We start from the raw sequence: 26,635 nt of genomic DNA, 5'->3' as shown, positions 1-26,635 counted from the left end.
GCGATCAGGCCGACCCGATCACTCCGGCCCGCATTCACTAGGAGAAGGCCATGACCCATCGGCCGTCACAACCCCGGACCGACAGCCCGCGCCACCTGACCGAGGAGCGCATCGCGATCCGCGACCTCGCCCGCGATTTCGCGATGAAGCAGGTCCTGCCGGTTGCCAACGAACTCGACCCCGTCCAGGGCACCATTCCCGACACGCTCAAGAAGGCAATGGCCGAGGTCGGGTTCTTCGGCATCATGATCCCGGAGGAGTACGGGGGCCTCGGCCTCGGAGTCTTCGAGTACTGCCTTGTCGCCGAGGAACTCTCACGTGCGTGGATGAGCGTGTCCGGCCTGCTGGCGCGCGGCAACGGTATGGGCGGCGGTTTCACCCCTGAGCAGGAGGCCGCGATGCTGCCCCGCGTGGCGCGCGGCGAATACCTGGGCGCCTATGCACTTTCCGAGGCGGAGGCGGGGTCGGACGTCGCCAACATCTCGTGCCGGGCGACACGCGACGGCGACGAGTGGGTCGTCAACGGCACCAAGATGTGGTGCACCTACGCCGACGAGGCCGACTACCTGGTCCTGTTCGCCCGCACCGATCCCAACAAGGACCCGGCCAAGCCCCACCGCGGTATCAGCGCCTTCCTCGTCGAGAAGGAACGCGGCGAGTTCCCCGAGGGCATCTCCGGCACCAAGGTCCGCAAGATCGGCTACTTCGGTTGGAGCACCTGGGAACTGTCCTTCGACGACTTCCGCATCCCGGCCGACCGGATGCTCGGCGAGGAGGGCAAGGGCTTCTACCTCGCGGTCAGCGGACTGGAGGTCGGGCGTGCCCACACCGCCGCCCGTGCCATCGGCCTGGCCCGCGCCGCACTCGAGGACTCCATCGCCTACATGCACACCCGCAAGCAGTTCGGCCACGAACTCGCGGACTTCCAGCACCTGCGTTTCAAGATCGCCACGATGGCCGCAGACATCGAGGCGGCGCGGCAACTCATGTACTCGGTCGCCACCGACATCGACACCGGCCGGCGGTGCTCGCTCGAGGCGTCGATGTGCAAGCTCGTCGCCACCGAGATGGCCGAACGGGTGACGAGTGAGGCCGTCCAGATCCATGGTGGCGCCGGCTACACCACCGATTTCCAGGTCGAACGACATTGGCGCGACGCACGTCTCACCAAGATCTTCGAGGGCACCAGCGAGATCCAGATGCGGATCATCTCCGACGAGCTGCTGGGCAGGGCCGGGTCATGACCACCGCCATCGCCTCGCTCCGCGTCGGAGTCCGCACCTCCACCCGAACCCGTCTGGTCGCCGATGTCCTCGACCGTCACGGACTCCGCATCCCCTCTCGTTCACAGTCTTTCGGGATGGTCGTCGCCGAGTATCTGACCGACGCGGTTCCGTGCGCGGAACGTGTCGCCATCACCTGGTCGGCAACCGCCCCCATCGCGGAATCCGACCACGTCCATGCGACCACCGTGGTGACCAGAGTCGGTGCCGACGGGATCGACCGGGAGGTCCGCCTGGTCGACGACGCCGGACGCGTTCGCGAATCCGGCACGGAGACATGGCGTACCGAGGCCAGTCCCGAGTCGGTGCCCTCCCTCGACTTCTGCTCGGTCGAGTGGGGTGAGCTACTGCGCGCTCGCCTGCACCGGGACGCCGCGTTCACCTCGTCGGTCTCCACCTGGGACGGCACCGTCGGACTGCGGTGCGGCGAGCGCGAGGTGCACCTCCGCATCTACAAGGGACAGGTCATCGACGTCACACGGCGCGCCCCGCTGGGTGCCACCTTCACCTTCGAGACCTCCCCCGCCACCTGGGTGGATCTCCTGCTGTCCGACTCGGACGACTTCATGCGCCGCGCCCTCCGAGGAGAGTTCTCCTCCGCCGGAAACGGTTACGAGTACCTGAGATTGACCAAGCCGTTGCACGCGATCATCCAGAACGCGCGTGCATTGGCACGGGAGGTGCACTCATGATCGAGGCACGCTACCTCGAGATCCAAGGCGCCCTGGCGTTCGTCGAGATCGTCACCGCCGGTTCCACGTCCTCCGGGGAATGCAACGGCGACACCCCGACCGTGCTGTGCATTCACACCGCGGGGCAGAGCGGCGTCCAATGGCGCCGTGCCGCACAGGACATCGCCGACTGCGGGTACCGCGTCGTCGTGCCGGACCTGCCGGGCCACGGCCGTTCCGAACCCTGCCCGACGGGCCCGATCACCAACCTCGTCGACTACGCGGACTGGTTGACCGCCGTCCTGCAGCAGCTGGGCATCGAGCGTCCTTATGTGATCGGCTGCTCCATCGGCGGGAAACTCACGCTGGAACTGGCGACGCGGCCCGAGTATCCGCTCGCCGGGGCCGTCGCGATGGCCGCCGAGACCGGGCCTGGCCGGGTCAAGATCGCCGGCCTGCGACGCGAACTCGAGGATGTGGCCGGACCGGCGCGTGCGGAGCGCACGTACCTCGGCAGTCTCGCGTCCGTCGGGCGGGCGGTACCCGCCGCACAGGCACATCTCATCGGCCTCATGCACAAACGCGAGGACCCGGAGATCTCGTCGTCGGACCTCATCGGCTGGGGCAGCCACGACGTCCGCGACCGGCTCACCGACCTCACCTGTGGGCTGCATCTGATCTGCGGCGCCGACGACCCGTGGATCAGCGTCGACGCCGTCCGTCGCGCCGCCGACGAGATCAACGAACTCGACGGTCCGCGTGCGCAGTTCACCGAGCTGGCCGGGTACGGCCACTACCCGATGGAAGAGCTCCCCGACTTCGGTGCCCGCGCTGACGCCTGGCTCCGATCCCTGCCGGCCGGCACCCGCACCCCGGAGGCCGTGTCATGACCGTCACGACCCATCCCACGCTCGCCGGGATGCTCGCCGATCTCGTCCACGAGTCCCCCGACAGTCCGGTCGCGATGGACGTCGCCGGCGGCGAGGTCATCACCCTCACCCGAGCCGACCTCGGCCGCCGTGTCGACCAGCTGCGGGAAGAGCTGTCCCGCATCGGCGTCCGCCGCGGCCAGTGCCTGGCGGTGTACCTGCCCAACTGGTCCGACGCGCTGGTCTGGCAGTTCGCCGCATCAGCTCTCGGCGCGCATGTCATCGGGGTCAACACCCGGTACAACGTCGGCGAGGTCATGCACATCCTCACCTCGGCGCGACCGGCGGTGGTCGCCGTCCCCGCGGAGTTCCACGGACTCGACGTCTTCGGCACCCTGCGCGAGGCGAGCTCGACGGCCGACCCCGTCCCGGCGATCGCGGTCGTTCCCGGGCCTCTGTCTCCACGGGCAGCGGCGGCCGACTTCGACCTCGGCGCCGGGGCCTGGATCGCCGGAAGCGGCGACACCACCGGCGTTTCCGCACCTGCGACCCCGTCGACGACGGCGTGGACCCCGGCGGGCGACCGTGCCGCAGACACCGGCGAGCTCGCGGTCGCGTTCACGACCTCCGGCTCGACCGGGACACCGAAGCTCGCCGCACACCGGGATTCGGCCGTGGTCCGGCATGCGCATGCCGACTCCGTGATCATGGGGGTCCGCGAGGGAGACGTGATCCTCGGCGTCCTTCCGGTGTCCGGTGTCTTCGGATTCAGCACTGCCATGGCCGGTCTCGCGGGTGGCGCAGCCATCCTGATGGAGCCCGTCTTCGACGCCGCGGCCACCCTGGAGAGGGTGGAGTCGCTGCGCGTCACCCACATCGTCGGCGGTGACGATCTTTTCGGGCGCCTGTTCGACACCTGGCATGAGGGCCGGCGAGCGGATCTGACCACGTTGCGGTGGCTGGGCATCGCCGACTTCCTCGGCCGCTCCCACGACATCGCGCGTTGGGTACGCGACGAGGCCGGAGCCGAGACGACCGGCGTCTTCGGCTCGTCGGAGGTCTTCGCCCTCGCGCTGCTCTGGTCGTCCGACGACCCGGAGTCGGTGCGCTGGAACGGCGGTGGCCGTCCGGTCGAGTCCGCCATCGAGGTACGCGTCGTCGATCCGCTCGATGACCGTGTCCTGGCCACCGGCGAGGAGGGTGAGCTGCAGTTCCGCGGCCCCAACGTCGTCGACGCATATCTCGGCAACCCGGATGCCGCCGCGCGTGCGTTCACCGCGGACGGCTGGTTCCGCAGCGGCGATCTCGCACGCGCACTCGACACCGGCGGATTCCGCTACGTGTGCCGCATGGGAGATGTCCTGCGGCTGCGGGGTTTCCTCGTCGACCCGGCCGAGATCGAGCACCGCCTCGCCGAACACGAGAACGTACAGACCGCGAAGGTCGTGGGGATCACCGGTTCGGGTGGTTACACCGAGGCCGTGGCCTTCGTCGTTCCGGTCGATGACGGCGCAGACCTCGACGCCTCGTCGTTGAAGACCTGGTGCCGTGATCGCCTGGCCGCATTCAAAGTGCCCGCGGCCGTACACGTCATCGAGCGGATGCCGACCACGGTGGGCGGCAACGGAACCAAGATCCGGGCCGTCGAACTGCGCGAGTGGGCGCAGCGATGGTCCGGCCAGGAAGTGGACTACCGCAAAGGAACACCCGCATGACCGTCACCACGCCACCACCCGCAGCCGACGACGTCGTCATCTGTGAGCCGCTCCGCACTCCCGTGGGACGGTACGGCGGATCGTTCGTCGACGTACCCGCCACCGAGCTGGCTGCGACTGTTCTCTCGGAGCTGTTGCGACGCACCGAGATCGATCCCTCGAGCATCGACGACGTGATCTTCGGTCAGTGCTATCCGAACGGTGAGGCGCCGGCGATCGGGCGCGTCGCCGCACTCGACGCGGGACTCCCCATCACCGTGCCGGGATCGCAGCTCGACCGCCGCTGCGGCTCGGGCCTGCAGGCGGTTCTCGACGCCGCGATGCGCATCCAGACCGGGGTCGCCGACCTGGTTATTGCCGGTGGCGTCGAATCCATGAGTCGCGCAGAGTATTACACCGAGTCGATGCGGTGGGGCGCCAAGGGTGCGCCGGCAACTCTGCACGATCGCCTGGCGCGTGGCCGCGTCACGTCGGGCGGTAAGAACCATCCGGTTCCCGGCGGGATGCTCGAGACCGCGGAGAACCTTCGGCGCGAATACTCGATCCCGCGTCAGGAGCAGGACGCGCTCGCCGTCGAATCGCATCGACGCGCCGTGGCCGCCATCGACAGCGGCAAGTTCGCGGAAGAGATCGTCCCCGTGTCGGTTCCGCAGCGCAAAGGCGACGACAAGATCGTCGACCGCGACGAGCATCCCCGGGCCGACACCACGCTGGAGTCACTGGCTCGCCTCCGGCCGATCATGGGCAAGTCCGATCCAGCCGCGACCGTCACCGCAGGCAACGCCAGCGGCCAGAACGACGGAGCCGCAGCCACGCTGGTGACCACGCGTGCGAACGCCGAACGCCTCGGACTCAAGCCCCTCGCGCGCCTGGTCACGTGGGCGGTCGCCGGTGTCGGACCCGAGGTGATGGGCATCGGCCCCGTCCCGTCCACCGCCAAGGCACTCATCCGCGCAGGCCTCGACCTGTCCGACATCGACCTCATCGAACTCAACGAGGCCTTCGCTGCTCAGGCTCTGGCCGTCACCCGCGAGTGGAAGTTCACCGACGCCGATTTCGAGCGCACCAACGTCAACGGTTCGGGAATCTCGCTCGGTCATCCGGTCGGCGCGACGGGCGTGCGGATTCTGACGACTCTGCTGCGTGAACTCGACCGTCGTGAGGCACGTTTCGGCCTGGAGACCATGTGCATCGGCGGCGGGCAGGGGCTCACCGCGATCTTCGAGCGGGTGTGATCAGGCCGGGTTGATACCGAGCCGGGCCTGCGCGTCCCGGAACATCGCCACGACGGCCTTCCGCACGTCGGTCCGGTCGTTCACGGGACGATCCCACTCGAACCGCATCTCCACGGCGCCTTCGGGGACCGTGACGTCGAAGATCGCGACCCGGTCGTCGAAGCCGGTCATCACCGCAGCGATCGCATCCGGCCGTTCGCCGAGTGCCTTGCAGATGACCAGCGAGTCGTCGGCGTGGTCGCCGTTCATGTGCGCGAGCACGCCGGCGACAACGTCCTCGGGGAACGGCCGTGCGTCGTCGTGACCGGGCATATGGACCTGCTTTCCGATTCGTTGGATCTTCATTGGTATCTCGAGTGTTTGACGCGGCTGAGCGTCGGGCATACGCCTCGCGGAGAAATGCACCACCCCGACGTTTCTCCGCCAGGCCCGTCGGGCGCCCACCCCTTGACGCCCGACGGGCCGACTGCGGAATCGTCCTACCCGGGTGCTGCGCCGGGCGCGAATCGCGTCACCCAGCCCTCGAAATGCCCGACGTCGCCGCCGTTCGCCTCGAACCAGCCCCACGGGCCACCCCGGTGCCCGGTCACGGCGTCGACGACGAGATCGATCGCCTCCCGCGGCGTGCGCAGGATCGGTGCATCGAGCGACATGCCTCTCGGTACCCGGTCGCGGTGCTGCAGTCGCGCCAGGACCCCGGCGATGTTCTGCTCGGTCCGCTGATAATCGGCGACGATCGCGGCTTCCTCGACACCGGCGAGGAGTTCGGCGATCGCAACGATCACGCCCGTGCGGTCCTTACCGGCCGCGCAGTGGACAAGGGTCGGGCCGGCCGGGTCGAAAGCGTTGAGGGCCGCCGTCAGCCGATCCCCGCCGGTTTGCATCATGGCGGTGTAGATGTCGGTCAGCGCGGTGTCGGCGAGGCGGTCAATGCGGGCCCCCGAGGACACCTGCCGGTGCACCAACCGCACCTCGGCCGGCCACGTCACCCGCACCGCACCCGACTCGGACGGATCGCGCAGGTCGACCACGGTCGACGGCGGCCACGGCACACCGACGGGATCGTCGTCGTCCGGATACGGCGCGTCGCTGCGGATCAGAACCCCGGGCGAGGTCGTTCCGCCGGAGACGAGCGGCAGCCCACCGAGGTCGCGGATGTTCGCGAGAGAACGCCGAACCCGGTCGGAATCGCGCTCACCAGCAGTGGAGAAGGTCACTCCGGCCCCCATCGTCTCGCCCGGTCCATGTCCGGATCACCGTACCCCGGTCACGTACGGTGAAGCGATGGTCCAGTTCCACTCGTACGCCCCCGCCGAGGGGCATCGTCTCGCTCACGACCCTCTCAACGCGATCATCGCGCCGCGTCCGATCGGCTGGATCTCCACGGTGTCCGACGCCGGGGTGCGAAACCTCGCCCCCTACAGCTTCTTCAACCTGTTCAACTACACCCCGCCGATCATCGGATTCGCCAGCGTCGGATGGAAAGACACTGTCGCCAACGCGAAGTCGACCGGCGAGTTCGTGTGGAACCTCGCGACCGATTCGATCGGCGAGAAGATGAACGCCACCTCGGCCGCACTCCCCGCGGACACCGATGAGTTCGAGCACGCCGGACTCACGGCCCTCGACTCCGAACTCGTGCGCCCGGCCCGGGTCGCCGAGAGCCCCGTCACGTTCGAATGCCTGGTCACCGATACCTTCCAATTGCGTTCGGCCGCAGGAGAGTCCGTGGACTCCTGGATGGTTCTCGGCGAGGTCGTGAAGGTGCACATCGCGACGGAGCTGCTCGGCGACGACCTGGTCTACGACACCGCCCGTGCACGCCCGCTGCTGCGCGCCGGCGGCCGGGGTGACTACTTCCTGCCGAGCAATGATCACCACCGCTACATGGAACGTCCGAAACCCCTGTCGCGCTAGCTTCCCGACGGGGCGCGCTCGAGAGCCTCGGCGGTCGGCATCCCGGTTCGGGCTCCGACGTGAGCCACCGACAGCGACGCCGCTGCTGCACTGCGCCGCGCGGCCGTGACGAGGTCGTGCCCGGCCGCCAGCGAAGCGGCCAGTACACCGTTGAACGTGTCGCCGGCGCCGGTCGTGTCGACCACCGACTCGACCTCACCCGCCGGCACCGACGTCGCGCCGGAACGGTCGACGACCAGTACTCCATCGGCACCCAGCGTGACCACGACGGTGACGTCGAGGTGTTCGGCCAGCGCCGTGGCCATCTCGGCTTCGGTGGGGTCGTGCCGACCTTCGGACAGGGTTCGCGCGTACAGGTCGCGCAGTTCCGAGGAGTTCGGCGTGAGGATGTCCGGAACCGAGAGCACCCCGACGAGTTCGTCGAGGACCGGCGCCGGATTCACCACACATGTGATGCCGTGCTCTGCAGCAGCTTTCACTGCGGCAACCGCGGCGTCGGGGGTTATCTCGGTACTGGTCAGGACGCATCCGGCACCCCAGTCCGCCGCGCGGGCCACGGCTGCACGCACATCATCCGCAGCGACCCGGGCGTTTGCTCCGGCCCCCACCGCAATCTGGTTCTCACCGGACGGGTCGACCACGATCAGCGCCGCGCCGGTGGAGACGCCGTCGATGCGGGAAACCTCGGTGACGTCGATGCCCTCCTCCGCCAACTCACCGAGTGCGCCCGCACCCATCTCGTCGTCACCGACCGCACCGCAGTACCGGACGACGGCTCCGGCGCGCGCCGCCGCCACCGCGGCATTGGCACCCTTGCCGCCTCCGTGACTGCTCACGTCCGGCCCGACGACGGTCTCCCCGGGCCCCGGGAGTCGTTCGGCTGCGACGACCAGGTCGACGTTCACGGCCCCGATCACGAGCACCTTCGCCGCGTCGGCATCGGTCATGTCAGCGCCTTCGGTCAGCCCGGTCGTCTGGCCCGATTGTGGCACCTCGCCTCGTCGCCTATCTGCTGTCGATCCCGCATCTCATCGCGTCACCTGTCAATCCATCTCATCTCCACCGATCCACCGGCCTCGACCGGCCCTGGTGGATCACGGCGTGGTCGACGCACCTCGCTTCGGCAGCACCCAGCCCGCACGCGGGAAATGGCAGGTGTAGCCGTTCGGGTAGTTGAGCAGGTAGTCCTGGTGCTCGGGTTCGGCCTCCCAGAACGGACCCGCCGGTTCGATGGTCGTGACGGCCGGCCCCGGCCACAGACCCGACGCATCCACGTCGGCGATCGTGTCCCGGGCCACCTGCTCCTGCTCCGGACCCAACGGGAAGATCGCCGAGCGGTAGCTCGTCCCGACGTCGTTGCCCTGACGATCGCGGGTCGTCGGATCGTGGATCTGGAAGAAGAAGGCCAGGATGTCCCGGTAGGTCGTCTCGTTCGGGTCGAAGACGATCTCGACGGCCTCCGCATGGCCGGGATGGTTGCGGTAGGTGGCGTGGTCGTTCTGTCCGCCGGTGTAGCCGACGCGGGTGTCGAGGACTCCCGGCTGCTTGCGGATCAGGTCCTCCATCCCCCAGAAACATCCGCCGGCGAGGACTGCGGTCTCGGTGCCGGGACGGACGGTGATCTGACCGGTGTCGATGGTCATGCGGTCTCCTCTTCGGTGTGGGTTGTGGTGGGGAACAGCTCGGTGTACTCGCCGTATCCCTCGGCCTCGAGGTCACGAACCGGGATGAAGCGCAGCGCAGCCGAATTCATGCAGTAACGCTGTCCGCCGGCATCTCGTGGACCGTCGTCGAAGACGTGGCCGAGGTGGCTGTCGGCGCCCGACGAACGCACCTCGGTGCGGCGCATCCACAGGGTCCGATCGGTCTTGGTGGTCACCGCGGCGTCGTCGATGGGCCTGGTGAAACTCGGCCATCCGGTGCCGCTGTCGTACTTGTCGGTCGATGAGAACAGCGGCTGTCCTGAGACGACGTCGACGTAGATGCCGGGCTCGTGGTTGTCCCAGTACTCGTTGTCGAAGGCGCGCTCGGTGCCGTCGCGCTGGGTGACGCGGAACTGCGCGTCGGTGAGGCGGTTCAAGGCCTCGGGCGTCTTGCGGTATTCGTTGCTCACGATTCCTCCTGTCGACGCCGGCCGCTCGTCGGTCTGGCGGAGCTCGTCCGGCGTCACCGTGCACAACAACGCGGGGTCGTGATTTGGTCCCGCGTCCTCTCCGGCGTCCGAGATCGCCGACTGACCTGCACAGATCAGCCAATTCAGGCTGGTGAATTCGCTTTGTTTCGCGGGTCTACCCTCCAACTACTGGTGGGCCGTCGGTCAACGTATGGGTGACCGCGCTGGTCGCGCTCATGGTCCTGTTCTGGCGCCAACCTCATCTCCGTCGGGCTGTCCGCGAGGTCTGACAACCCGGGCCTTCAGTCGGCCGCGTTCAGGCGATCCAGGAGCAGCTGCATCGTCGCGCACATGTGGGCGAAGTCGTCGTCGCCGACCACCGCCGCCCATCTCCGCTCGATGTCGGCGACCCGAACCCCGGCCGCAGCCATCAGCGACTGTCCGCGCTTGCTCAGGACGATCAACTTGGCGCGACGATCGGACGGATCCGGTTCACGCGCCAAATAGCCGAGGTTCTCGAGGTCGTTCACCAGTTCCGACGTGGCCGACAGGCTCAACTGCGCGCGTGACGCAAGCTCGGTGAGCCGCACTCCGCCCATCCGGATGTTCCCGAAGATCTGCAGATGCGCATCGCGAACGTCACCGAACCCCGCCTCCGCGCGGGGTCCGGCGAGGTCGGAACGGAACTCCGCGAGGAGCCGCACCAACAGCTGACCGATGGCTTGCCGTTCCACGTCGGACACTCTTGACCCGCCCATGGGAACGGAGGATACTACGGATACCGAAGTTTCGGTTTCCGAAGCATTTCCCTCGCCGAAAGGCAGGCGCCTGATCATGAGCACCGATTCGATTCCCACTCAGCTCGGCCGAATCCACGTCCGACACGAAGGCTCCGGTCCACCAGTCGTCCTGTGGCACAGCCTCTTCGTCGACTCGGCGTCGTGGGGGCCATTGTTCGACCGGGTCAGCGAGGACCACCGGGCGATCGCCATCGACGGCCCGTGCCACGGCCGGAGCGAGGGCCTGACGCACGACTTCACCTTCGACGAGGTCGCCGACTGCGCGGTCGCGGTGATGGACGCCCTGGCCCTCCACGGTCCCGTGGACTGGGTGGGCAACGCCTGGGGAGGCCACATCGGCATCAAGGTGGCGGCGCGACACCCTCGCCGACTCCGCACACTGACCACGATCGGGACGCCCCTCCGGCCCATCAACCCGCGGGAGCGTTGGACGATGTGCTGGCCACTGGTGCAGATCTATCGCGTGACCGGACCCAACCGATGGTTGCGTACACAGCTCCAGAACGCCTTGATCGGACCGAGAACAGCTGGTGCACATCCTGATCGGGCGTGCGAGATCATGCGGGCATTCGTCGACGCAGATCGCCGACCGATGTTCCACGCCATGCGATCGATGATGTTGCATCGCCCCGATGTGACGGCCGATCTCGCATCGATCGCCGTGCCGACCCTGATGATGGTGGCCGATGCCGACTCCATGGGAGCCGGACCCGACGACATCCACTCGGCCACCTCCGCGATGTCCCATGTGCACGTCGGCGGCCTCGTCGGCGATGGACACCTGACGCCCCTCATCGTCGACCAGGACAACATCTACCGGCAGCTCGTCGGGCACTGGTCCGGCAACTACGCCGACTCACGTTCCTGAAATCAACCCTTGCCCGCGCGCCACCCGGCGTTTATTGTTTGCCATACAAACACTGGCGTCGACGATCGGAACCCACTGTGGCAACCACCGGACGCGCGAGCCGGGAAGCCGGCAGGGCAACCCGCCAGGCGCTGCTGCGTGCCGCCGGCGAGGTGTTCGCCGAGCACGGTGACGCGGCGTCGGTCGCTCAGATCTGCCAGCGCGCCGACGCCTACCCCAACCAGGTCACCTACTACTTCGGCTCCAAGGAACAACTCTTCGTCGAGGTCGCGTGCGCCGGTGTACTGCGGGCCGGACGTCGAGCCGAAGAGGCCGCCGCCGAGACCACGACCGTCCGTGACTACACGAACACGCTCGTCGGAACCCTCCTCGGCCCCTGCGCGCGGGACGTCGAACTGTTCACCACCGCCATGCTGCTGACGTCGCGCCGCACCGACCTGCGGGAGCACATCACCGACACCCTGCGCACACTTCACGAACGCGGCGAGCAGGCGCTGATGTCGACGCTGGTGCGCACCGGCTGGCAACTGCGTGCCGGGATCGATGTCGAGGCGAAGGCGTTCTGGTCGGCGATCTTCGGTCTCGCGGTTCAGAAGGCCGCCACCGGGGCCGACTTCGGCTATCGACTCGAGGACGCGGTCGCGGTGATCTTCACGAATCTGCAGATCCCGGACCGGGTTCTGGACCGGCCACTCGTACCCACGCCCCAGGAGGCATGATGACCCAGTCCGCGACGCACATCCATCCGCAGCCGCACCTCACCCACGAGGTGTTCAACCAGTCCGCTCCGCGACTGGACGTCAACGAGTACGAGCTCGACGTCGTCCTCACCGAGGCGGTCGCGCGACACGACGCCGCCTGGGGCGACGCCGAGCTTCGCGAGATCGGGGCGCTCGTCGGCAGCGAATCCTTCAAGCACGACGCCCATCTCGCGAACACCATCACGCCGGTGTTGCGGACGTTCGACCGCTGGGGTCACCGCATCGACGAGGTCGAATACCACCCGGCATACCACCGGATCATCTCCGAATCCATCGCCCACGGCGCCCACACGCGCTGCTGGTCCGATCCTCAACCCGGGTCGCACGTCGTGCGTGCGGCCGCGTTCATGCTGTTCGGCCAGATCGAACCGGGCCACGCCTGCCCGGTGTCGATGACCCACGCGGTCATCCCCTCACTCGAACTCCAGCCCGACGTCGCCGCGAACTGGGTGCCGAAGGCGTTGTCCCGCAGCTACTCCCCCGAGTTGAACGCCACCAAGGAGTCGGCGATCTTCGGGATGTCGATGACCGAGAAGCAAGGCGGCTCCGACGTCCGCGCCAACACCACCGTCGCAGTCCCCGCCGGAACCGGCGGACCGGGTGCCGAGTACCTCCTCACCGGACACAAGTGGTTCTGCTCGGCGCCCATGTCGGACGCCTTCCTCGTTCTCGCGCAGGCGCACGGCGCCGGCGGCGAAGGACTTTCGTGCTTCCTGCTCCCCCGCATCCTGCCCGACGGCACCCGTAACGTCTTCCGCATCCAGCGTCTCAAGGACAAGCTCGGCAACAAGTCCAACGCCTCCAGCGAGATCGAACTCGACGGCACCGTCGCCGTCATGGTCGGCGAGCCGGGACGCGGCGTGCGCACGATCATAGAGATGGTCGCGCAGACCCGCCTCGACTGCGTTCTCGGTTCCGCGGCGGGCATGCGCCAGGCCGTTGCCGAGGCCGTGTGGCACGCCCGGCATCGTGCCGCCTTCGGCGCGACGCTGGCCGACCAACCCGCGATGACCGCCGTATTGGCCGATCTCGCACTGGAATCCGAGGCCGCGACCACCACCGCGATCCGCCTCGCCCGCGCCCACGACGAGGATGCCGATCCGCAGGAGCGCGCCTTCCGCCGGGTCGCCACCGCGGTCGCCAAGTACTGGATCTGCAAGCGCGGCCCCCACCATGCCTACGAGGCGCTGGAATGCCTCGGCGGCAACGGATACACCGAGGACTTCCCGCTCGCCATGCGCTACCGCGAGCAGCCGGTGATGGCCGTATGGGAGGGCTCGGGCAACGTCATCGCCCTCGACGTCCTGCGCGCGATGACCCGGGAACCCGAATCGGTCGCGGCCTTCGACGCCGAGGTCAGCCTCGCCCGCGGCGCCGACCGGACTCTCGACACGCACCTGGACCGACTCCGGGAGCAACTCGGCGAGCTGTCGCGACTCGCCCCGGCCGACGCCCAGCGCCGAGCCCGATCCACCGTCGAGTCGATGGCCCTGGCGCTCGAGGCGTCACTGCTGGTGAGGCACAGCCCGTCGGCGGTCGCCGACGCGTTCATCGCCAGCCGCCTCGGACCCGACCGCAGCTTCGAGTACGGCGCGCTCCCCGACGGCGCCGATCTCGCCGCCATCCTCGAACGTCACTGAGACACCCCGCCTTCCGTCCTCACACCACCCCTTCCGCCGCCGCCAGGATCTGCCGGCGCAGCGTCGAGGCGGTGTTGGGCAGCCACATCGCCCGGACGGGGGCGAACGGCGGATCGGTGAACTCGACGATGCGGATGGAGTTCGCGTAGATCCAGCCGGGCTCGTTGGTGACGAACGCACAGGCTTTGGGGTGGGCGATGACCGCCGTGTGCGGCGGTGTACCGAGGAGCGTCGACAGGATGATGCGCGGTTCGAATCCCGCACGCCGGCACAGCCCGACGAGGATGTCGGTGTACTCGTATTCGTGCTCGGGCCCCCACACGACGATCTCGTAACCGGCGAGGGCGGCCATGTCGACACGGGCATGCGCGGCGAGCGGGTGATCGCTGCGCACCGCGAGGCGTAGCTCGTGTTCGGTCGCGATCGTGGTCGCCATGTCCGGTGGCGCCGACACACCACGGCCCAGCGCCAGGTCGATCGAGCCCGACAGCAATTCCTCACGCATGAAGTCGGCGAACACCGGGCGCACCGTGATCGGCACCGACGGGTCGGCGAGGACCACGGGTTCGATGATCCGGAAGACCTCCGACGACGCGAGGTCGGGTGCATGGCCGATGACGAACGGTGCGGGTGCCCCTGCGTTGACCCGTCTGACCTGCGTGGCGAGCTGTTCCCCGCCGGCCAGCAGCGGCACCGCGCCGCGGTAGAGCGCCTCCCCGGCCGGCGTCGGCGTCAGGCTGCGCCGCGAACGGGAGAAGAGCTCGACTCCCAGCTGTCGCTCGAGTTCACGGATCGCCGAGGACAACGCCTGCTGGCTGATGAACAGGTTGTCGGCGGCGACGCGGAGGCTCGGAGCCTCCATGACGACGACGAACATTCGGAGTCGGCGCAGGTCTATATCGCGGAGTCCGGCGTCCCCAGAACCATTCATCAACCATCTCCTGTCAGTTATCCGGATTGATGTGATTGTAGGTTGACCTTCAACCCAATATGCTCATTTCTGCATGGCATCGTGTTCAGATGTCATTCGCGTTTTGGGCTACCTGCTGAGGTCCCCCGCGGAGGGGACGGGAGGACCTCGGCAGGTGCTTCTTTCTCACATTTCGGTGTTTTCGCTGCCGCAACCGGGCGTCGGCGGCTATCAATTGCTCTGATGAAGCATCGCTAATGCTCATCTGGACTTCGCATTGTTCGCCCCAACCCCCATTTCCGGAGCTCGATCAGGTGGAAGAAACGGTCGGCCGTTCGCCGAGATCTACTCCGTTCGGCGGGCTCGGTCGCGACTCGATCACCGCGGAGATCGCACGGCGCAGCGGGCTCTACGACGAAACACTCGACGTTCTCCGGCAGCTGCGTCTGCGCGAACGCCATATCCGGTACACCATCGCCGGGCTGGTGCTGATCTTCGGCGTCGTGGGCGCGCTCGGATTGTTCACGCCGAGCGGCGCGCAGGGTTCGCTGTGGCGGTCGCTGATCCTCGGTACCGCTGCCGCCACCACCATCCCCACCGCGATCGCGGTGAGCCGGGTCCATCTGGGCGTGATGTGGTGGACCAAGAAGTCACACGTCCGAGGGTTCAACGACGCTTTCGTCGCCTACGCCGACATCGGTGTGGCGGTGTGCCTGTTCGCCGTCGCCGATCCACGCCTGGCGCTGTACTTCTCGGCACTGTTCGCCGTGATCGGCTCCTACAGCGCACATTTCGTACGTGCCCGCGTCGTGTACCTGCACCTGGCCCTGTCGAGCGCAGTGACCTGCACACTCGGAGTTCTCGCCTGGCTGGACGGCGCTCCGCCCGTGCCCGCGTTCGCCGCCACCCTTGCTCTGCTCGTCGCCGTGAGCGGGACGGTCACCCTGCACCAGGGCTACACCTCCGACCTCCAGCGATCCCTGAAACACCAACTGCGGATGGCCAATACCGATCCACTCACCGGACTGCTGAACCGCCGCGGATTCATCCTCGCCACGACCACACTGTTGCGTCGGGGTCCCGGTGACCGGTTCGCACTGGTCATCGCCGACGTCGACCGCTTCAAACGGATCAACGACGACCACGGGCACGCCGTGGGCGATGCCGTCCTGCAGCAGGTCGCCGACATCCTCCAGGGCGCCGTGCCCGAGCCTGCGGTCGTCGCCCGGCTCGGCGGCGATGAGTTCGCGATCGCGGCGCGGCTCGACGAACAGGCGGTGCGTGCCGTCGCCGAAGACATCCGCGGCCAACCGGTCGACGCCGGCGACGGCGAGTGGGCGACCGTCAGTCTCGGCATCGCGGTGGGTCCCCTGCACAGCGAGCACATGACCGACGAGGATGCGACCGAGCGCATTCGACGCGACTTCGCCCTCGCCGACGACGCCCTGTTCGAGGCGAAGGCGAAGAGGCGCGGCACCTATGCCGTGGTGCCGACCACGCCTACAGGATCACGCCCGGGTTGAGGAGCCCGTCCGGGTCGAGAGCGTTCTTGATGAGCGCGGTCAGCTCCATCACGTCCGGACCCACCTGGTCAGGCAGCCAGCCCTTCTTGAGCCGGCCCACGCCGTGCTCGCCGGTGATGGTGCCGCCGAGTTCGATGGCGAGGTCCATGATCTGGCCGAATGCCGTCTGCGCACGGTCGGCCTCGGCCGTGTCGGCCGGATCGAAGACGATCAGCGGGTGCGTGTTGCCGTCGCCGGCATGTGCGATCACCGAGATCATCACCTGGTTGTCCGCGGCGATCTTGGCGACGCCGTCGATGAGGTCGGGCAGCGAGGGCAACGGGACCCCGACGTCCTCCAGCAGCAGCGAACCCAGCTTCTCCACCGCCGGGATCGCTGCTCGCCGGGCAGCGGTGAACGCCTCGCCCTCGGCGGGGTCGTCGGTGGTGAAGACCTCGCCGGCACCGTTCGACTCGAAGGCGTTCCGGATGAGTTCGACCTCCTGGGCACCGGCGGCCCCGGGTGCGTCGGACTGGGCGACGAGCAGTGCGCCCGCGTCGCGGTCGAGTCCCATGCGCAGCATGTCCTCGACCGCGTTGATCGCCACCGAATCCATGAATTCCAGCATCGCCGGGCGGATCTCGCCGGTGACGGCGAGGACGGCACGGCTGGCGTCGTGTACCGAGTCGAAGACCCCGACGACCGTGCTCGCCGGCCCCTGCGGCGGCAGCAGCCGCAAGGTCACCTCGGTGATGATGCCGAGGAGTCCCTCACTGCCGACGAACAGCTTGGTCAACGGCAGCCCGGCGGAGTCCTTCAGCTGCTTGCCGCCCACCCGAACCGCTCGACCGTCGGCGAGCACCACCTGCAGCCCGAGCACGTAATCGGTGGTGACCCCGTACTTCACGCAGCACAGCCCACCCGCATTGGTGGCGACGTTGCCGCCGATCGAACAGATCTCGAACGACGACGGGTCCGGCGGGTACCAGAGACCCTCCGCCGCCGCCGCGGCCTTGACCTCGGAGTTGAACAGCCCGGGCTGGACGACGGCGGAGCGCGTCGCGGGGTCAACGGCGATCTCGCGCATCTTCTCGGTGGAGATCATGACGGCGCCGTCCACCGCGGTCGAGCCGCCGGACAGGCTGGTGCCGGCACCGCGGTGATGATCGGAATCCGGTTCTCGGCACACCACCGAACCGTCGTCTGGACCTGATCGGTCGAAGTCGGGCGGATCAGTGCGAGTGGGGTACCGGCGGCCGGGTCGAAAGCGCGGTCCTGGCGATACCCGGCGAGTATGTCGGGGTCGGTGATCACCATTCCGTCGGGAAGGGCGGCGGCCAACGAACTCGTTTCGGCACTCATGCGTTCAGCGTATTCTTCGAGGCCCGCACCGCGGTTTCACTTCGGCACACCTGCCGGTCAGGGCTCCGCAGGCGTATCAAGGAGATCGTGACTGACTTCAATTCGACCATCATCAACGAGTTCCGCACCAACAACGGACATGTCGAGACCGCGGGGTTCGGGAAGAACCTCGTCCTGCTGCACACCGTCGGCGCGAAATCCGGGGAGCCGCGAATCAGCCCGTTGTTCGGTCTCGCCGACGACGGCTCCTGGCTTGTCATCGGATCTTTCGCGGGTTCGCCGACGACGCCGGCCTGGGTCCACAACCTTCGCGCGCACCCCAACTCGGTTGCCGTCGAGGCCCCCGCAGCCGAGGGCATCGAACACCACGAGACGCAGGTCGCCGAGATCACCGATGACGACTGGGACGCCGCCTGGGCGAAGTTCACGGCGTTCACCGACCAGTTCGTCAAGTACACCGAGACCGCTCAGGGCCGGAAGTTCCCGATCTTCCGTCTGACCCCGAGATCCTGACCTCTCGAGCCTGATACGGGCACCCTGGTCTCGACACCCTTGTCCGGCACCGCACCCGCAGATCGACGCCGCTCTACTCTGGGCAGGGTGTTCGAGGTTGGCGACCGCGTGGACGGCTTCACCATCGACGAGTTCGTCGGCGGTGGTGCGAGCGCGGACGTCTTCCGGGCTCATCGCGACGACGGGAACGGGCCGGTCGCGCTCAAGGTGCTGCACCCTGACGCCGCCGATCACGCCCGGGTCCGTGAACGGTTCGAGCGCGAGTTCGGGATTGCGTCGCTTCTCCACCACCCGCACATCGTCCGGATGCGCGCCCACGGTGAGATCGCCGCGCCGCCCGGCTCTCTCGGCCCTCGCCACCAGCCGTCGATGTGGCTGGCGATGCAGTACGTCGCGGGCCCGGCGGCCACCGCACTCATTCCCGGCGACGACACCGAACCCGACGTGGACGCGATCCTGCGGGTCGCCGCGCAGATCGCCGGTGCCCTCGACCACGCACACGGCCAGGAGATCCTCCACCGCGACGTCAAGCCCGCCAACATCCTGCTCTCCCGACCTCTCGACTCTGACCCGGAGGGGCCCACGCCCAGCTCCTCCGCACCGGTCGACGCCTACCTCTCCGACTTCGGGATCGCCCAATTCCTCGATGACACAAGACCACTCGCACGCAACGGCCGGGTCCAGGGCTCCATCGGGTATGCCTCGCCCGAACTGCTTCAGGCACATCACCTTTCGCCGGCCAGCGACAACTACTCCTTCGCGTGCAGTCTCGTCGAGTTGTTCACCGGCACACCGCCGTATCCGCGGCGCACGTCCTTCGCGATCACCTACGCACACATCAACGACGAACCGCCGCGCCTCACCCGGCGCCGTCCGTGGCTCCCGTCGGCGATGGATTCGATCTTCGCCAAGGCGCTCGCCAAGTCACCGCAGAACCGCTATCCGACGTGTACGGCTCTCGTCGACATCCTGGTCCGTCTCATGCGTGACGTGCCCGTCCCCGAGCCGACCCGCTCACGATGGTGGGGACGTCCGCGTCATCCGTGACCGACCGGTCGCGGATCAGCCCTCGTCGAGTCCGTACACGCGGACCGCGGTGTCGCGGAAGATGCGTCGCAACGCCTCGTCTCCCCACTGGGACGCACAGTCGACCAGCGCGCCGACGAGGACGTCGATCGCCGCATTGGGGCGGTCGATCGGATAGTTGGAGCCGAACATGATGCGGTCCGAACCGAAGTGGGTGACGACGTGTTCGACGAACGGACCGATCATCTCGCCCAGCGTCGCCTGTCCCCCGATGTTGCCCCACCGTTCGTGGCCGTAACCGAGAACCGGCATGGCCAGCCCGGAAAGCTTCACCACCACATTGCGATACGACGCCAGGGTGGTCATCCGTTCCCGCCACAGCCGCCAGATGTCGGCGCGCGCCGCGGCCGTCGCGCCGGTACGTGTCCCGATCGGCCCGAACACCCCGGCGGGTATCCCGAAGTGGTCGAGGACGATCGCCGTGTCGGGATACTCGCGCGCCAGCACGATGACGTCGTAGAGCTGGTGGGAGTAGACCGCCGCCTCGAACACGAGTTTGCGCGCGGCAAGTTCGGCGAAACCGTCGAGAAAGGAGGCCGACGCCAGGATGTTGTCGGAGTCGCCGCCGTCGCGGACACGCGGGTCGGGATGGCGCGTCGCCACCAGCCGGATGCCCCGGACACGGGACGAGACCGTGAACTGCTGATCGAGCGTCTCGGCGAAGTCATGGTCGCGCGGGTCGCCGTGGGCGACGATCGCCCCCAGACGCGGAGCGCCGGAGTGGCCAAACGGCAGGTGCTCCAGATAGCGCGTCTCCTCCACGGCGGTGCTGTGTGCCGCCGCCTGCTCTCCCGCGGGTAGTGCCTTGCGCCAATGCGACTCGACGTGCACCACGGTGTCGATGGGCACCCCGACGACCGTCGAGACGAGAGCGGCATCGGTGGCGTACTGCCGCGGCTCGTACGGGCGCGCGACGGTTCGCGGTGTCAGCACGAACTCCCGGTCGGCGCGCGAGGCGATGAGCGGGAAGGCTCGGTCCCCCAATCGGGGGACGAACCCGTACAGCCGCGACGAGCGGGTTGCCGCCCATGGGGTGCGCCGCGGATTCCAGTGCTGCACATGCGCGTCGACGATGGCCGGGAGGACACCGTCGAGGGACGTCATGTTGGTACCTTGCCACACCGGATCACAGTCCGACATACGATGACGGATCCTGAATTCTGTACCGTCGACCGCTAGTGTTGAGCTCTCGGAACAGGCGGGGGACGAACGCCGACGGAGGTTGTCCTAAGAGAATGGCGAGCCACTCACGCCACACGTTGCATCACCTGCGAACAGCGGTGAACCGGCAGCCCGACCGGTTCGTGACCAACGTCTACACCCGGATGTTCGCGATCGATCCCGACCTCCGGGATCTGTTCGGCGTCTCGATGGCCGCACAGCAGATCGCCTTCCATCGCGTGATCGACCACGTCCTCGAAGCCATCCCTGCGGAGTCCGGCCACGCCGACCTCGTCGAGTTCCTCGCCCAGCTCGGCCGCGACCATCGCAAGTTCGGGGTCGAACCCGAGCACTACCACGTGATGTACACCGCGCTCATGGGCGAGTTCGCCAGTCTGATGGAGGGGTACTGGGACGAAGAGGCGCAGCAGACCGTCTCGCAGGCGATGATGCTCGTCACCGGTGTGATGCGCGGGGCTGCCGAGACCGCCACCCACCCGGCCCGGTGGACGGCAGAGGTCGTGGAGAAGTACCGAATCAGCCGCGACCTCGCCGTGGTACGACTCATCGCACATGCGCCGCTGACGTTCAACGTCGGCCAGTACCTCGAGGTCCACATCCCGCAGTGGCCCAAGCAGTGGCGCAATTTCTCGCCGTCGATCCCGCCGAACCCGGCCGGTGAGCTGGAGTTCCATGTCCGGGCGATCCAGGGTGGGACGGTCAGCTCGGCCATCGTCAGCGAGACCAGCGTCGGAGACGTCTGGACCCTGTCGCAGAGTCACGGGACCCTGCACGTCGACCGGGACCGGCCCGTCCTGATGGTCGCCGGCGGCACCGGGCTCGCCCCACTGCGTGCCCTGCTCATCGAGATGTCCAAACGCGCGGACTCGCCCCCGACCCACATCTTCTACGGGATGCGCTACCCCGGCGAGCTCTACGACCTGAGTGTCCTTCGGCGGATCGCCGCCACCAACCCGTGGTTGCAGGTCACCGCGGTGTCGGAGGAGGAGCGCGACCCGTGGTGGATCACCGCCGTGGCGACGCCGGCCGAACTCGGGATCGACCACGAGATCGGCACCCTCGCCGACGTGGTCGTCGGCGCCGGGAACTGGGAGGACCACCAGGTGCTCATCGCCGGGTCGGCGCAGATGATCGAGGCGACCCGACGCAAACTGATCATCGCCGGGGTCCGCGCCAGCCGTATCCAGCACGACCCGGTGTACTGACCCGCGGGTCACCGCGTCAGGGAGCCGGCTCTCCCGGAGCCGGCACCTCGACCGTGGTCGTCTCGGTCTCGGTGATCGTGAACGGTCCCGGAATCTCCTCGGTCACCGTGGTCGTCCTCGTGACCGGACGCGGGGTGCTGGTGATCGTCGTCGTGCGCGCCTGCTGCGTCTGGGTTTCGGTCTCGGTGACCGTCTTCGCGTCCGCGCTGACGGTCACGGCAGCGGGCGTCTCGGTGACCGTCACGGGGGCGGGTTCGGTGGTGTTGCGCTCCGCGGACAGCAGCAGGGTCAGACCGACCGCGCCCAGGAACATCGCCGCACCGATCGCGGCGCCGACGAACCACCAGCGTCGCCCGGTCGACACCCGCGGGGCCGCCGCCGGCGTCGACAACGCCACCAGGGCGGCGTCGGCCGCGCCGATGGCCGAGGCCAGTGGCGGGTTGCCAGCGACCGTGACGGGCCGCTGTGCGGCGTATTCGAACGCGGGCGCGATACCGGGCATCTCCGCGCCGGGTCCCACCACGATGATCGAGGTGATGTCGCGGCCGCGCGGCAGCTTGGACACCGCCGTCGCCAGCTCGGACGCCCCGTCCGGATCGGTGACGGGGGCGAGCCGGTTGGTGGTGAAGTCGGCGGTCCCGAGGACCGCACCCGAGGTCGTGTCGACGGTGGCCACCGACGTACCGGATGCCGGAGCGGCATCCCGGTCGAGGTCCACGACGGCGACGACGCCGCCCCGGGTGGCATGGGTGCACGCGATCTCGGCGAGTGCCGAGGCGTAACCGGTGACGACGACGCGGTCGTGCCAGGACTCCCCGGCGCCGCTCGACCCGAAGGCCTGCGCCAGGTGCTTGCGGACGTCCTCGCGTGACACCGAGACGCCGATCTGATCGACGACGACCGGCACCGAATCGACCAGCTCGATGATCGCGGCCTCGACCGCGGGTGCCGACGGATCAGGCAGGTCGACGAGGTTGCTGGCCAGGATGTGGCCATCGGCGTCGCGCACCACGGACGCGATCTGATCGTCCACGACGGATATCCCGAGAACCACGGATCCGGGCAGTCCCCCACTCGCCGGATCTTGGGTCATCGTCACCTCCACATCGACGTTTGCCCATGCAGCCTAACGGCTTGGACCGAATTCGTGGCAGCCGGACCGTCGGTGGTACCCCGTCAAACCGACTCGGCGGGATGTTGGGTGTACGCGGCGTCGCGCACCGCCTCGTCGGTCTCGAGCCCGGCACCGAGCGCACCGCCGACGGTGGCGAGCGAACACGTCAGCCACGCGACCTCCAAGTAGTCGGTGATCCCGGGGTCGTGACCGAGGGCGTCGCCGAAGACCTGTGGGACCACGAGGCACAGGGCCCCGAGGGTCGCGAGGACGAAGAGAGCGGCATAGAACGCCGCGACTCCCAGCACGACGGTGATGACGGTGACGGTGTTGAACAGGACGATCTGTTCGCGCGACTGCCGCGACGACCCCCGTTCCCACAGGTTGGCGCCGACGATCAGGGTGGCGGTGATGGCGACGATCGAACCGACGGCGACGCCGGTGAGGCGGACCCAGCCGAAGGTGTCGGCCAGTAGCCAGATGTCGGCGGTGACCAGTGCGAAGACACCGGCGGCGATGGCGCCGGTCAGTGCCCGGGTCAGTCCGAGCGCGAGGCGCCACGGTCGGTTGGCGCGCACCATCCCCGAAAGGAGCCGGAGATTGCCGGTCAGCACCCGGGCGGTGAAGGCGGTGCCCGCCTCGTCGGTGTCGGTGCCGAGCTGGCGGACACGATGCCGCAGCGGCGACTTCGACGGGGACTTCTCGTGGTCGCGGAGGTCGTCGGCGTCGGCACCGAGGAGTTGTCCGACGAGACCGGTGACCGTGGTCCGCGCCCGCTGACGTAGGCCGGTCGGGCCGAGGGCGGGGACCGACAGGACCGCGACGCCGTGCACCGCGTTCGCATGCGCGACGACAGGGCGCCGGCCCACGTGCAGGGGCAGATCCGTCAGACAGACCACCAGGTCCCATTCACGTTCGAGGAGAACGTCTCTCGCGGCGTCGACGATCTGGGCATCGGTCGCGGGCGGCTGCACCACGGATGCCTCGACGATCTCGATCTGCCATCGGGCTCCGGGGAAGCTGGTCTGGACGTGCTCGATCAGGTTCGCGTCGACGAGCTTACGCGCCAACCCGATCGGTTGCCCGGGGGCGGCCACGACTCCGAGGACGACCACCGCTTCGTCGTCTGATGTCGGCGTATCGTCCTCGAACTCCATGGAGAGGGCTTCCTTTCGCGGCCGCCCTGGGACGGCCTGGTCAGGCGGTGAAGGTCTCGATCAGGGTGTGCTGCTCGACGGCCGACGGAGCCTGCATGCCCGGGGCCTGGTCATCGGAGTGCGAGGCGCGGAACGAATCCGACTTCAGCCACGCCAGGAAGTCGTCCTTGGCGTCGAACTCCATGGTGGAGACGTAGGGCAGGCCCTCGGCCTCCGGACGCATCAGGGTCGCGCGGTGCAGGCCGGGGACACCCTTCAGCGTGGTGCGCATCGAGTCCGAGAATGCCTTCTCGAAGGCCTCGGCGTTCTCGGTGACATCGATGCGGTTGGTGATCACGAACATCTCGTCGACTCCTGGTTCGGGTCCGATAGGTCTCCGCCATCTTACCGACACGATGTCGGCAAGATGGCGGTGGTATCAGCCGAAGCGGTTCGCGAGAGCCCGGAGTGTGCCCTCGATGCCCTGACCGTTCTTCCTGTCGTAGCCGATCAGTTCCATGATCTTCGGGACCTTGAGCGTGGAGTAGTCGAAGGTCTCGGTGACCTGCGTGGTCGTCGGCGACGTGGCGACGAGGTCCCAGCGCCAGCGATGACCCATGGGGTGCTTCCACTCGACGACCCGGTCGGGGTCGACGTCGGTCGCGGTGGAGGTGATCGTGTACGGGACGCCGAACTGCTTCATCCCGACGCTGAATCGCGCACCGGGGGTGAGTCTTTCCGGGCCCTTGACGGGTGTGTCGCGCACCGTCCCCGAACCGTCGAGTTCGGGATGCCGATGCGGGTTGGCGATGAGGGCGAAGACCTCGGCGGCCGGCGCGTCAACGACGATGCGCCGTGAAACGCGGTGCGGGCCCGTGTCAACGGTGATGACGGTGTCGGAAGCCATACATCCAACGTACGCGGGCCCTGCCGATCACCCTCGTGGAACGAGTCAGACCGTTCAGTCGCCGGATCGTCTGCGCCGCGGCTGCCACACGACGAGGGCATTGGTCCGGGGCACCGGGACGAGCTCGCCTCCGCGGCGGTTCCGCGACGCGGCGACCTCGTCGGTGAGCTCACGGACCCGCTGTTGCAGCGCCTCGACCTGATTACTCAGATCGATGATCCGTTTGATCCCGGCGAGGTTCACACCCTCCTCCTGCGAGAGACGCTGGATCTCACGCAGGAGGTCGACGTCGCGTGACGAGTAGCGACGACCGCCGCCACTCGTCCGCTGCGGGGTGACCAGACCGAGGCGGTCATAGGTCCGCAGGGTCTGGGCGTGCATGCCGGCGAGCTCGGCGGCCACCGAGATCATGAAGGTCGCGCCGTCGGCGTCGAAGTTCTTCTGGCCGGCCATGACTCATCTCCCCCAGTTCGCCCGTGGATCGAACCCGCTTGCCCGCTCGGCCTGATCGTAGGCGCGCATCGCCTCGATCGCGGCGTCGTCGAGCTTGTCCGGCACCGCGACCTTGACCGTCACGAGCAGGTCGCCTGCGCCACCCGATCGCTTGGGGACGCCGCGGCCGCGCACGCGAAGCGTCCGGCCGTCGGTGGTGTTCGGCGGGATCTTGACACCGACCGAGCCCTCGAGCGTCGGTACCGAGACCGTCGCGCCGAGAACGAGTTCGGAGATCCGCACCGGGAGCTGCACCCGAAGGTCGTTGCCACTGCGCGTGAACTGCTTGTGCGGGGTGACGTGGACGACGACGTAGAGGTCGCCCGACGGCGCTCCGCGGCGTCCGGCCTCGCCCTGTCCGGCGAGCCTGATCCGTTGTCCGTCTTCGACTCCGGCGGGGATGCGCACGTTGATGGTGCGCGTCCGGTTCTTCACGCCGCTGCCGGAGCAGTCGGTGCACGGGTCGTCGATCCGCGAGCCGGTGCCCTGGCAGTCCTGGCAGGGTTCGCTGAACCCGAAGGCGCCCTGGTTGCGGCTGACGAAACCGGAGCCGTTGCAGTTGGGGCACACTCGCGGGCTGGTGCCCGGCTTGGCACCCGAGCCGTGACAGGTGGTGCACGGGGACGGGCTGGTCACCCGCAGCGGGACCGTCGTGCCGAGCGCTGCGTCCTTGAAGGACAGCGTCGTCTCGGTCTCGAGGTCCTTGCCGCGACGGGGACGGCTGGCCGTCGACGTGCGCTGGGATCCGCCGCCACGGTTGAAGAGTCCGTCGAAGATGTCGCCGAATCCGCCACCGCCGCCGGCCTGACCGCCGCCGAACAGGTCGCCGAGGTCGAAGTCGTTGCCGCCGGTCGTGTACGTCGTGCCGCCGCCCGGGAATCCACCCGGGAAGCCGTTGCCGCCGCCGCGGAATCGTCCGCCGGCGAACATGGCACGGGTTTCGTCGTACTCTTTGCGCTTCTGCGGGTCCGTCAGCACGCTTTTTGCTTCGGACACTCGCTTGAATCGTTCTTCGGCTTCCGCGTCACCCGGATTGCGGTCGGGGTGGAGCTCAGCGGCGAGCTTGCGATAGGCCTTCTGAATCTCTTCAGCCGAAGCGTCAGAAGCAACGCCCAGGTCCTTGTAGAAGTCATGTTCCAACCACTCACGTTGTGGAGCCACCAGACGTCACCTCCTTCAGGTCTTCTGTTGTCTGGATTGGTGTTTCAGTTGTTCCCCGCTCCCTGAGGTGCGAGCGGAGCGAGCCCACCCGCTCCCTGAGGTGCGAGCGGAGCGAGCCCACCCGCTCCCTGAGGTGCGAGCGGAGCGAGCCACGAAGGGTTCGTCGCCCTTCGTGGCTCGTCGCTTGCGCTCC

27 protein-coding genes and 1 pseudogene are annotated in these 26,635 nt (G+C 68.1%); 13 read left to right on the top strand and 15 right to left on the bottom strand.

All coding sequences use genetic code 11. From position 1 onward, the window contains the following. Positions 1–50 precede the first annotated feature (50 nt). Genes BJF87_RS04130 through BJF87_RS04110 form a run of 5 tightly spaced genes read left to right on the top strand, consistent with a single transcriptional unit; the run spans position 51 to position 5,773 of the window. Positions 51–1,244 carry an acyl-CoA dehydrogenase family protein gene (locus tag BJF87_RS04130; protein ID WP_075862682.1) on the top strand — a complete coding sequence of 398 codons (1,194 nt, stop codon included), beginning with the start codon at positions 51–53 and terminating at the stop codon, positions 1,242–1,244. Further along, positions 1,241–1,975 (top strand): hypothetical protein, encoded by a 735-nt coding sequence (locus BJF87_RS04125; protein ID WP_006359840.1) that lies wholly within the window; start codon positions 1,241–1,243, stop codon positions 1,973–1,975. Before BJF87_RS04130 ends, BJF87_RS04125 begins: the two co-directional genes overlap by 4 nt. After that, positions 1,972–2,844 carry an alpha/beta fold hydrolase gene (locus BJF87_RS04120; protein WP_075862681.1) on the top strand — a complete coding sequence of 291 codons (873 nt, stop codon included), beginning with the start codon at positions 1,972–1,974 and terminating at the stop codon, positions 2,842–2,844. The genes BJF87_RS04125 and BJF87_RS04120 overlap by 4 nt, the downstream gene beginning before the upstream one ends. Further along, positions 2,841–4,538 (top strand): AMP-binding protein, encoded by a 1,698-nt coding sequence (locus tag BJF87_RS04115; RefSeq protein WP_075862680.1) that lies wholly within the window; start codon positions 2,841–2,843, stop codon positions 4,536–4,538. The genes BJF87_RS04120 and BJF87_RS04115 overlap by 4 nt, the downstream gene beginning before the upstream one ends. Then, complete coding sequence (locus BJF87_RS04110; protein ID WP_075862679.1) at positions 4,535–5,773, top strand: acetyl-CoA C-acetyltransferase; 1,239 nt, start codon at positions 4,535–4,537, stop codon at positions 5,771–5,773. Before BJF87_RS04115 ends, BJF87_RS04110 begins: the two co-directional genes overlap by 4 nt. Here the strand turns inward: BJF87_RS04110 and BJF87_RS04105 are convergent, their stop codons facing one another. Continuing rightward, positions 5,774–6,118 (bottom strand): DUF2470 domain-containing protein, encoded by a 345-nt coding sequence (locus BJF87_RS04105; protein ID WP_230461847.1) that lies wholly within the window; start codon positions 6,116–6,118, stop codon positions 5,774–5,776. A 134-nt stretch (positions 6,119–6,252) separates the two neighbouring features. Then, positions 6,253–7,002, bottom strand: a complete 750-nt coding sequence (locus BJF87_RS04100) for a tyrosine-protein phosphatase (protein ID WP_084813144.1) — start codon at positions 7,000–7,002, stop codon at positions 6,253–6,255. 55 nt (positions 7,003–7,057) lie between these two features. Here BJF87_RS04100 and BJF87_RS04095 point away from each other — a divergent pair, with 55 nt between their 5' ends. Continuing rightward, on the top strand, positions 7,058–7,690 hold the full coding sequence (locus BJF87_RS04095) for a flavin reductase family protein (protein WP_006359846.1): 633 nt from the start codon (positions 7,058–7,060) through the stop codon (positions 7,688–7,690). Here the strand turns inward: BJF87_RS04095 and BJF87_RS04090 are convergent. The 4 genes from BJF87_RS04090 to BJF87_RS04075 form a co-directional block, all read right to left on the bottom strand. Beyond that, the gene (locus tag BJF87_RS04090) at positions 7,687–8,637 is read right to left on the bottom strand and encodes a PfkB family carbohydrate kinase (protein WP_075862707.1); all 951 of its coding nucleotides are present in this window, start codon (positions 8,635–8,637) and stop codon (positions 7,687–7,689) included. The genes BJF87_RS04095 and BJF87_RS04090 overlap by 4 nt on opposite strands. Before the next feature lie 147 nt (positions 8,638–8,784). After that, on the bottom strand, positions 8,785–9,333 hold the full coding sequence (gene msrA / locus BJF87_RS04085) for a peptide-methionine (S)-S-oxide reductase MsrA (RefSeq protein ID WP_006359848.1): 549 nt from the start codon (positions 9,331–9,333) through the stop codon (positions 8,785–8,787). Beyond that, positions 9,330–9,803, bottom strand: a complete 474-nt coding sequence (msrB, locus tag BJF87_RS04080; protein ID WP_006359849.1) for a peptide-methionine (R)-S-oxide reductase MsrB — start codon at positions 9,801–9,803, stop codon at positions 9,330–9,332. The genes msrA and msrB overlap by 4 nt, the downstream gene beginning before the upstream one ends. Positions 9,804–10,105: 302 nt before the next feature. Further along, a complete protein-coding gene (locus BJF87_RS04075; RefSeq protein ID WP_081474357.1) occupies positions 10,106–10,561 on the bottom strand; it encodes a MarR family winged helix-turn-helix transcriptional regulator in 456 nt (151 codons plus the stop codon). Positions 10,562–10,637: 76 nt separating this feature from the next. Between BJF87_RS04075 and BJF87_RS04070 the strand changes: the two genes are divergently transcribed. The 3 genes from BJF87_RS04070 (at position 10,638) to BJF87_RS04060 (ending at position 13,872) form a co-directional block, all read left to right on the top strand. After that, positions 10,638–11,471 (top strand): alpha/beta fold hydrolase, encoded by an 834-nt coding sequence (locus BJF87_RS04070; protein ID WP_035752879.1) that lies wholly within the window; start codon positions 10,638–10,640, stop codon positions 11,469–11,471. Positions 11,472–11,548: 77 nt separating this feature from the next. After that, entirely contained in the window at positions 11,549–12,190 is a 642-nt protein-coding gene (locus BJF87_RS04065) for a TetR/AcrR family transcriptional regulator C-terminal domain-containing protein (RefSeq protein WP_006359852.1), read from the top strand. Next, the gene (locus BJF87_RS04060) at positions 12,190–13,872 is read left to right on the top strand and encodes an acyl-CoA dehydrogenase family protein (protein WP_035752882.1); all 1,683 of its coding nucleotides are present in this window, start codon (positions 12,190–12,192) and stop codon (positions 13,870–13,872) included. Before BJF87_RS04065 ends, BJF87_RS04060 begins: the two co-directional genes overlap by 1 nt. Positions 13,873–13,891: 19 nt before the next feature. Here BJF87_RS04060 and BJF87_RS04055 read toward each other — a convergent pair whose 3' ends face one another. Continuing rightward, on the bottom strand, positions 13,892–14,803 hold the full coding sequence (locus tag BJF87_RS04055; protein ID WP_035752884.1) for a LysR family transcriptional regulator: 912 nt from the start codon (positions 14,801–14,803) through the stop codon (positions 13,892–13,894). A gap of 293 nt (positions 14,804–15,096) precedes the next feature. On the opposite strand from BJF87_RS04055, the gene BJF87_RS04050 reads away from it, so the two are divergent. Next, positions 15,097–16,305, top strand: a complete 1,209-nt coding sequence (locus BJF87_RS04050) for a diguanylate cyclase (protein WP_006359855.1) — start codon at positions 15,097–15,099, stop codon at positions 16,303–16,305. Here BJF87_RS04050 and BJF87_RS04045 read toward each other — a convergent pair. Further along, positions 16,283–17,646: pseudogene (locus BJF87_RS04045) on the bottom strand (FAD-binding oxidoreductase). The gene BJF87_RS04050 and the pseudogene BJF87_RS04045 overlap by 23 nt on opposite strands. An 87-nt stretch (positions 17,647–17,733) precedes the next feature. Between BJF87_RS04045 and BJF87_RS04040 the strand changes: the two are divergent. Together BJF87_RS04040 and BJF87_RS04035 are read left to right on the top strand one after the other, a co-directional pair. Further along, entirely contained in the window at positions 17,734–18,159 is a 426-nt protein-coding gene (locus BJF87_RS04040; RefSeq protein WP_006359857.1) for a nitroreductase/quinone reductase family protein, read from the top strand. An 87-nt stretch (positions 18,160–18,246) separates the two neighbouring features. Further along, complete coding sequence (locus tag BJF87_RS04035; protein ID WP_006359858.1) at positions 18,247–19,206, top strand: serine/threonine-protein kinase; 960 nt, start codon at positions 18,247–18,249, stop codon at positions 19,204–19,206. A 15-nt stretch (positions 19,207–19,221) separates the two neighbouring features. Here the strand turns inward: BJF87_RS04035 and BJF87_RS04030 are convergent, their stop codons facing one another. Beyond that, positions 19,222–20,349, bottom strand: coding sequence for an amidohydrolase (locus BJF87_RS04030; RefSeq protein WP_040004269.1), 1,128 nt, complete (start codon positions 20,347–20,349; stop codon positions 19,222–19,224). 131 nt (positions 20,350–20,480) lie between these two features. Here BJF87_RS04030 and BJF87_RS04025 point away from each other — a divergent pair, with 131 nt between their 5' ends. Continuing rightward, positions 20,481–21,632 carry an FAD-binding oxidoreductase gene (locus tag BJF87_RS04025; RefSeq protein WP_006359860.1) on the top strand — a complete coding sequence of 384 codons (1,152 nt, stop codon included), beginning with the start codon at positions 20,481–20,483 and terminating at the stop codon, positions 21,630–21,632. A 16-nt stretch (positions 21,633–21,648) separates the two neighbouring features. Here BJF87_RS04025 and BJF87_RS04020 read toward each other — a convergent pair whose 3' ends face one another. From BJF87_RS04020 to dnaJ, 6 genes are all read right to left on the bottom strand, one after another. Continuing rightward, positions 21,649–22,725, bottom strand: coding sequence for a hypothetical protein (locus tag BJF87_RS04020; protein WP_006359861.1), 1,077 nt, complete (start codon positions 22,723–22,725; stop codon positions 21,649–21,651). A gap of 83 nt (positions 22,726–22,808) precedes the next feature. Then, positions 22,809–23,903: a hypothetical protein gene (locus BJF87_RS04015; RefSeq protein ID WP_006359862.1), complete on the bottom strand. Its 1,095-nt coding sequence runs from the start codon at positions 23,901–23,903 to the stop codon at positions 22,809–22,811. A gap of 40 nt (positions 23,904–23,943) precedes the next feature. Beyond that, the gene (locus tag BJF87_RS04010) at positions 23,944–24,246 is read right to left on the bottom strand and encodes an antibiotic biosynthesis monooxygenase (protein ID WP_006359863.1); all 303 of its coding nucleotides are present in this window, start codon (positions 24,244–24,246) and stop codon (positions 23,944–23,946) included. A gap of 75 nt (positions 24,247–24,321) precedes the next feature. Beyond that, positions 24,322–24,789, bottom strand: a complete 468-nt coding sequence (locus BJF87_RS04005; protein WP_006359864.1) for an SRPBCC family protein — start codon at positions 24,787–24,789, stop codon at positions 24,322–24,324. A gap of 54 nt (positions 24,790–24,843) precedes the next feature. After that, positions 24,844–25,242 (bottom strand): heat shock protein transcriptional repressor HspR, encoded by a 399-nt coding sequence (locus tag BJF87_RS04000; RefSeq protein WP_006359865.1) that lies wholly within the window; start codon positions 25,240–25,242, stop codon positions 24,844–24,846. Between the two features lie 3 nt (positions 25,243–25,245). Further along, positions 25,246–26,442 (bottom strand): molecular chaperone DnaJ, encoded by a 1,197-nt coding sequence (gene dnaJ / locus BJF87_RS03995; protein ID WP_035752897.1) that lies wholly within the window; start codon positions 26,440–26,442, stop codon positions 25,246–25,248. Positions 26,443–26,635 lie beyond the last annotated feature (193 nt).

The organism is Gordonia sp. CNJ-863, assembly GCF_001942325.1.
GTDB lineage: Bacteria > Actinomycetota > Actinomycetes > Mycobacteriales > Mycobacteriaceae > Gordonia > Gordonia alkanivorans.
Note: the sequence above shows the minus strand (reverse complement) of the source record. Positions and strands in the feature narration are given on the sequence as shown.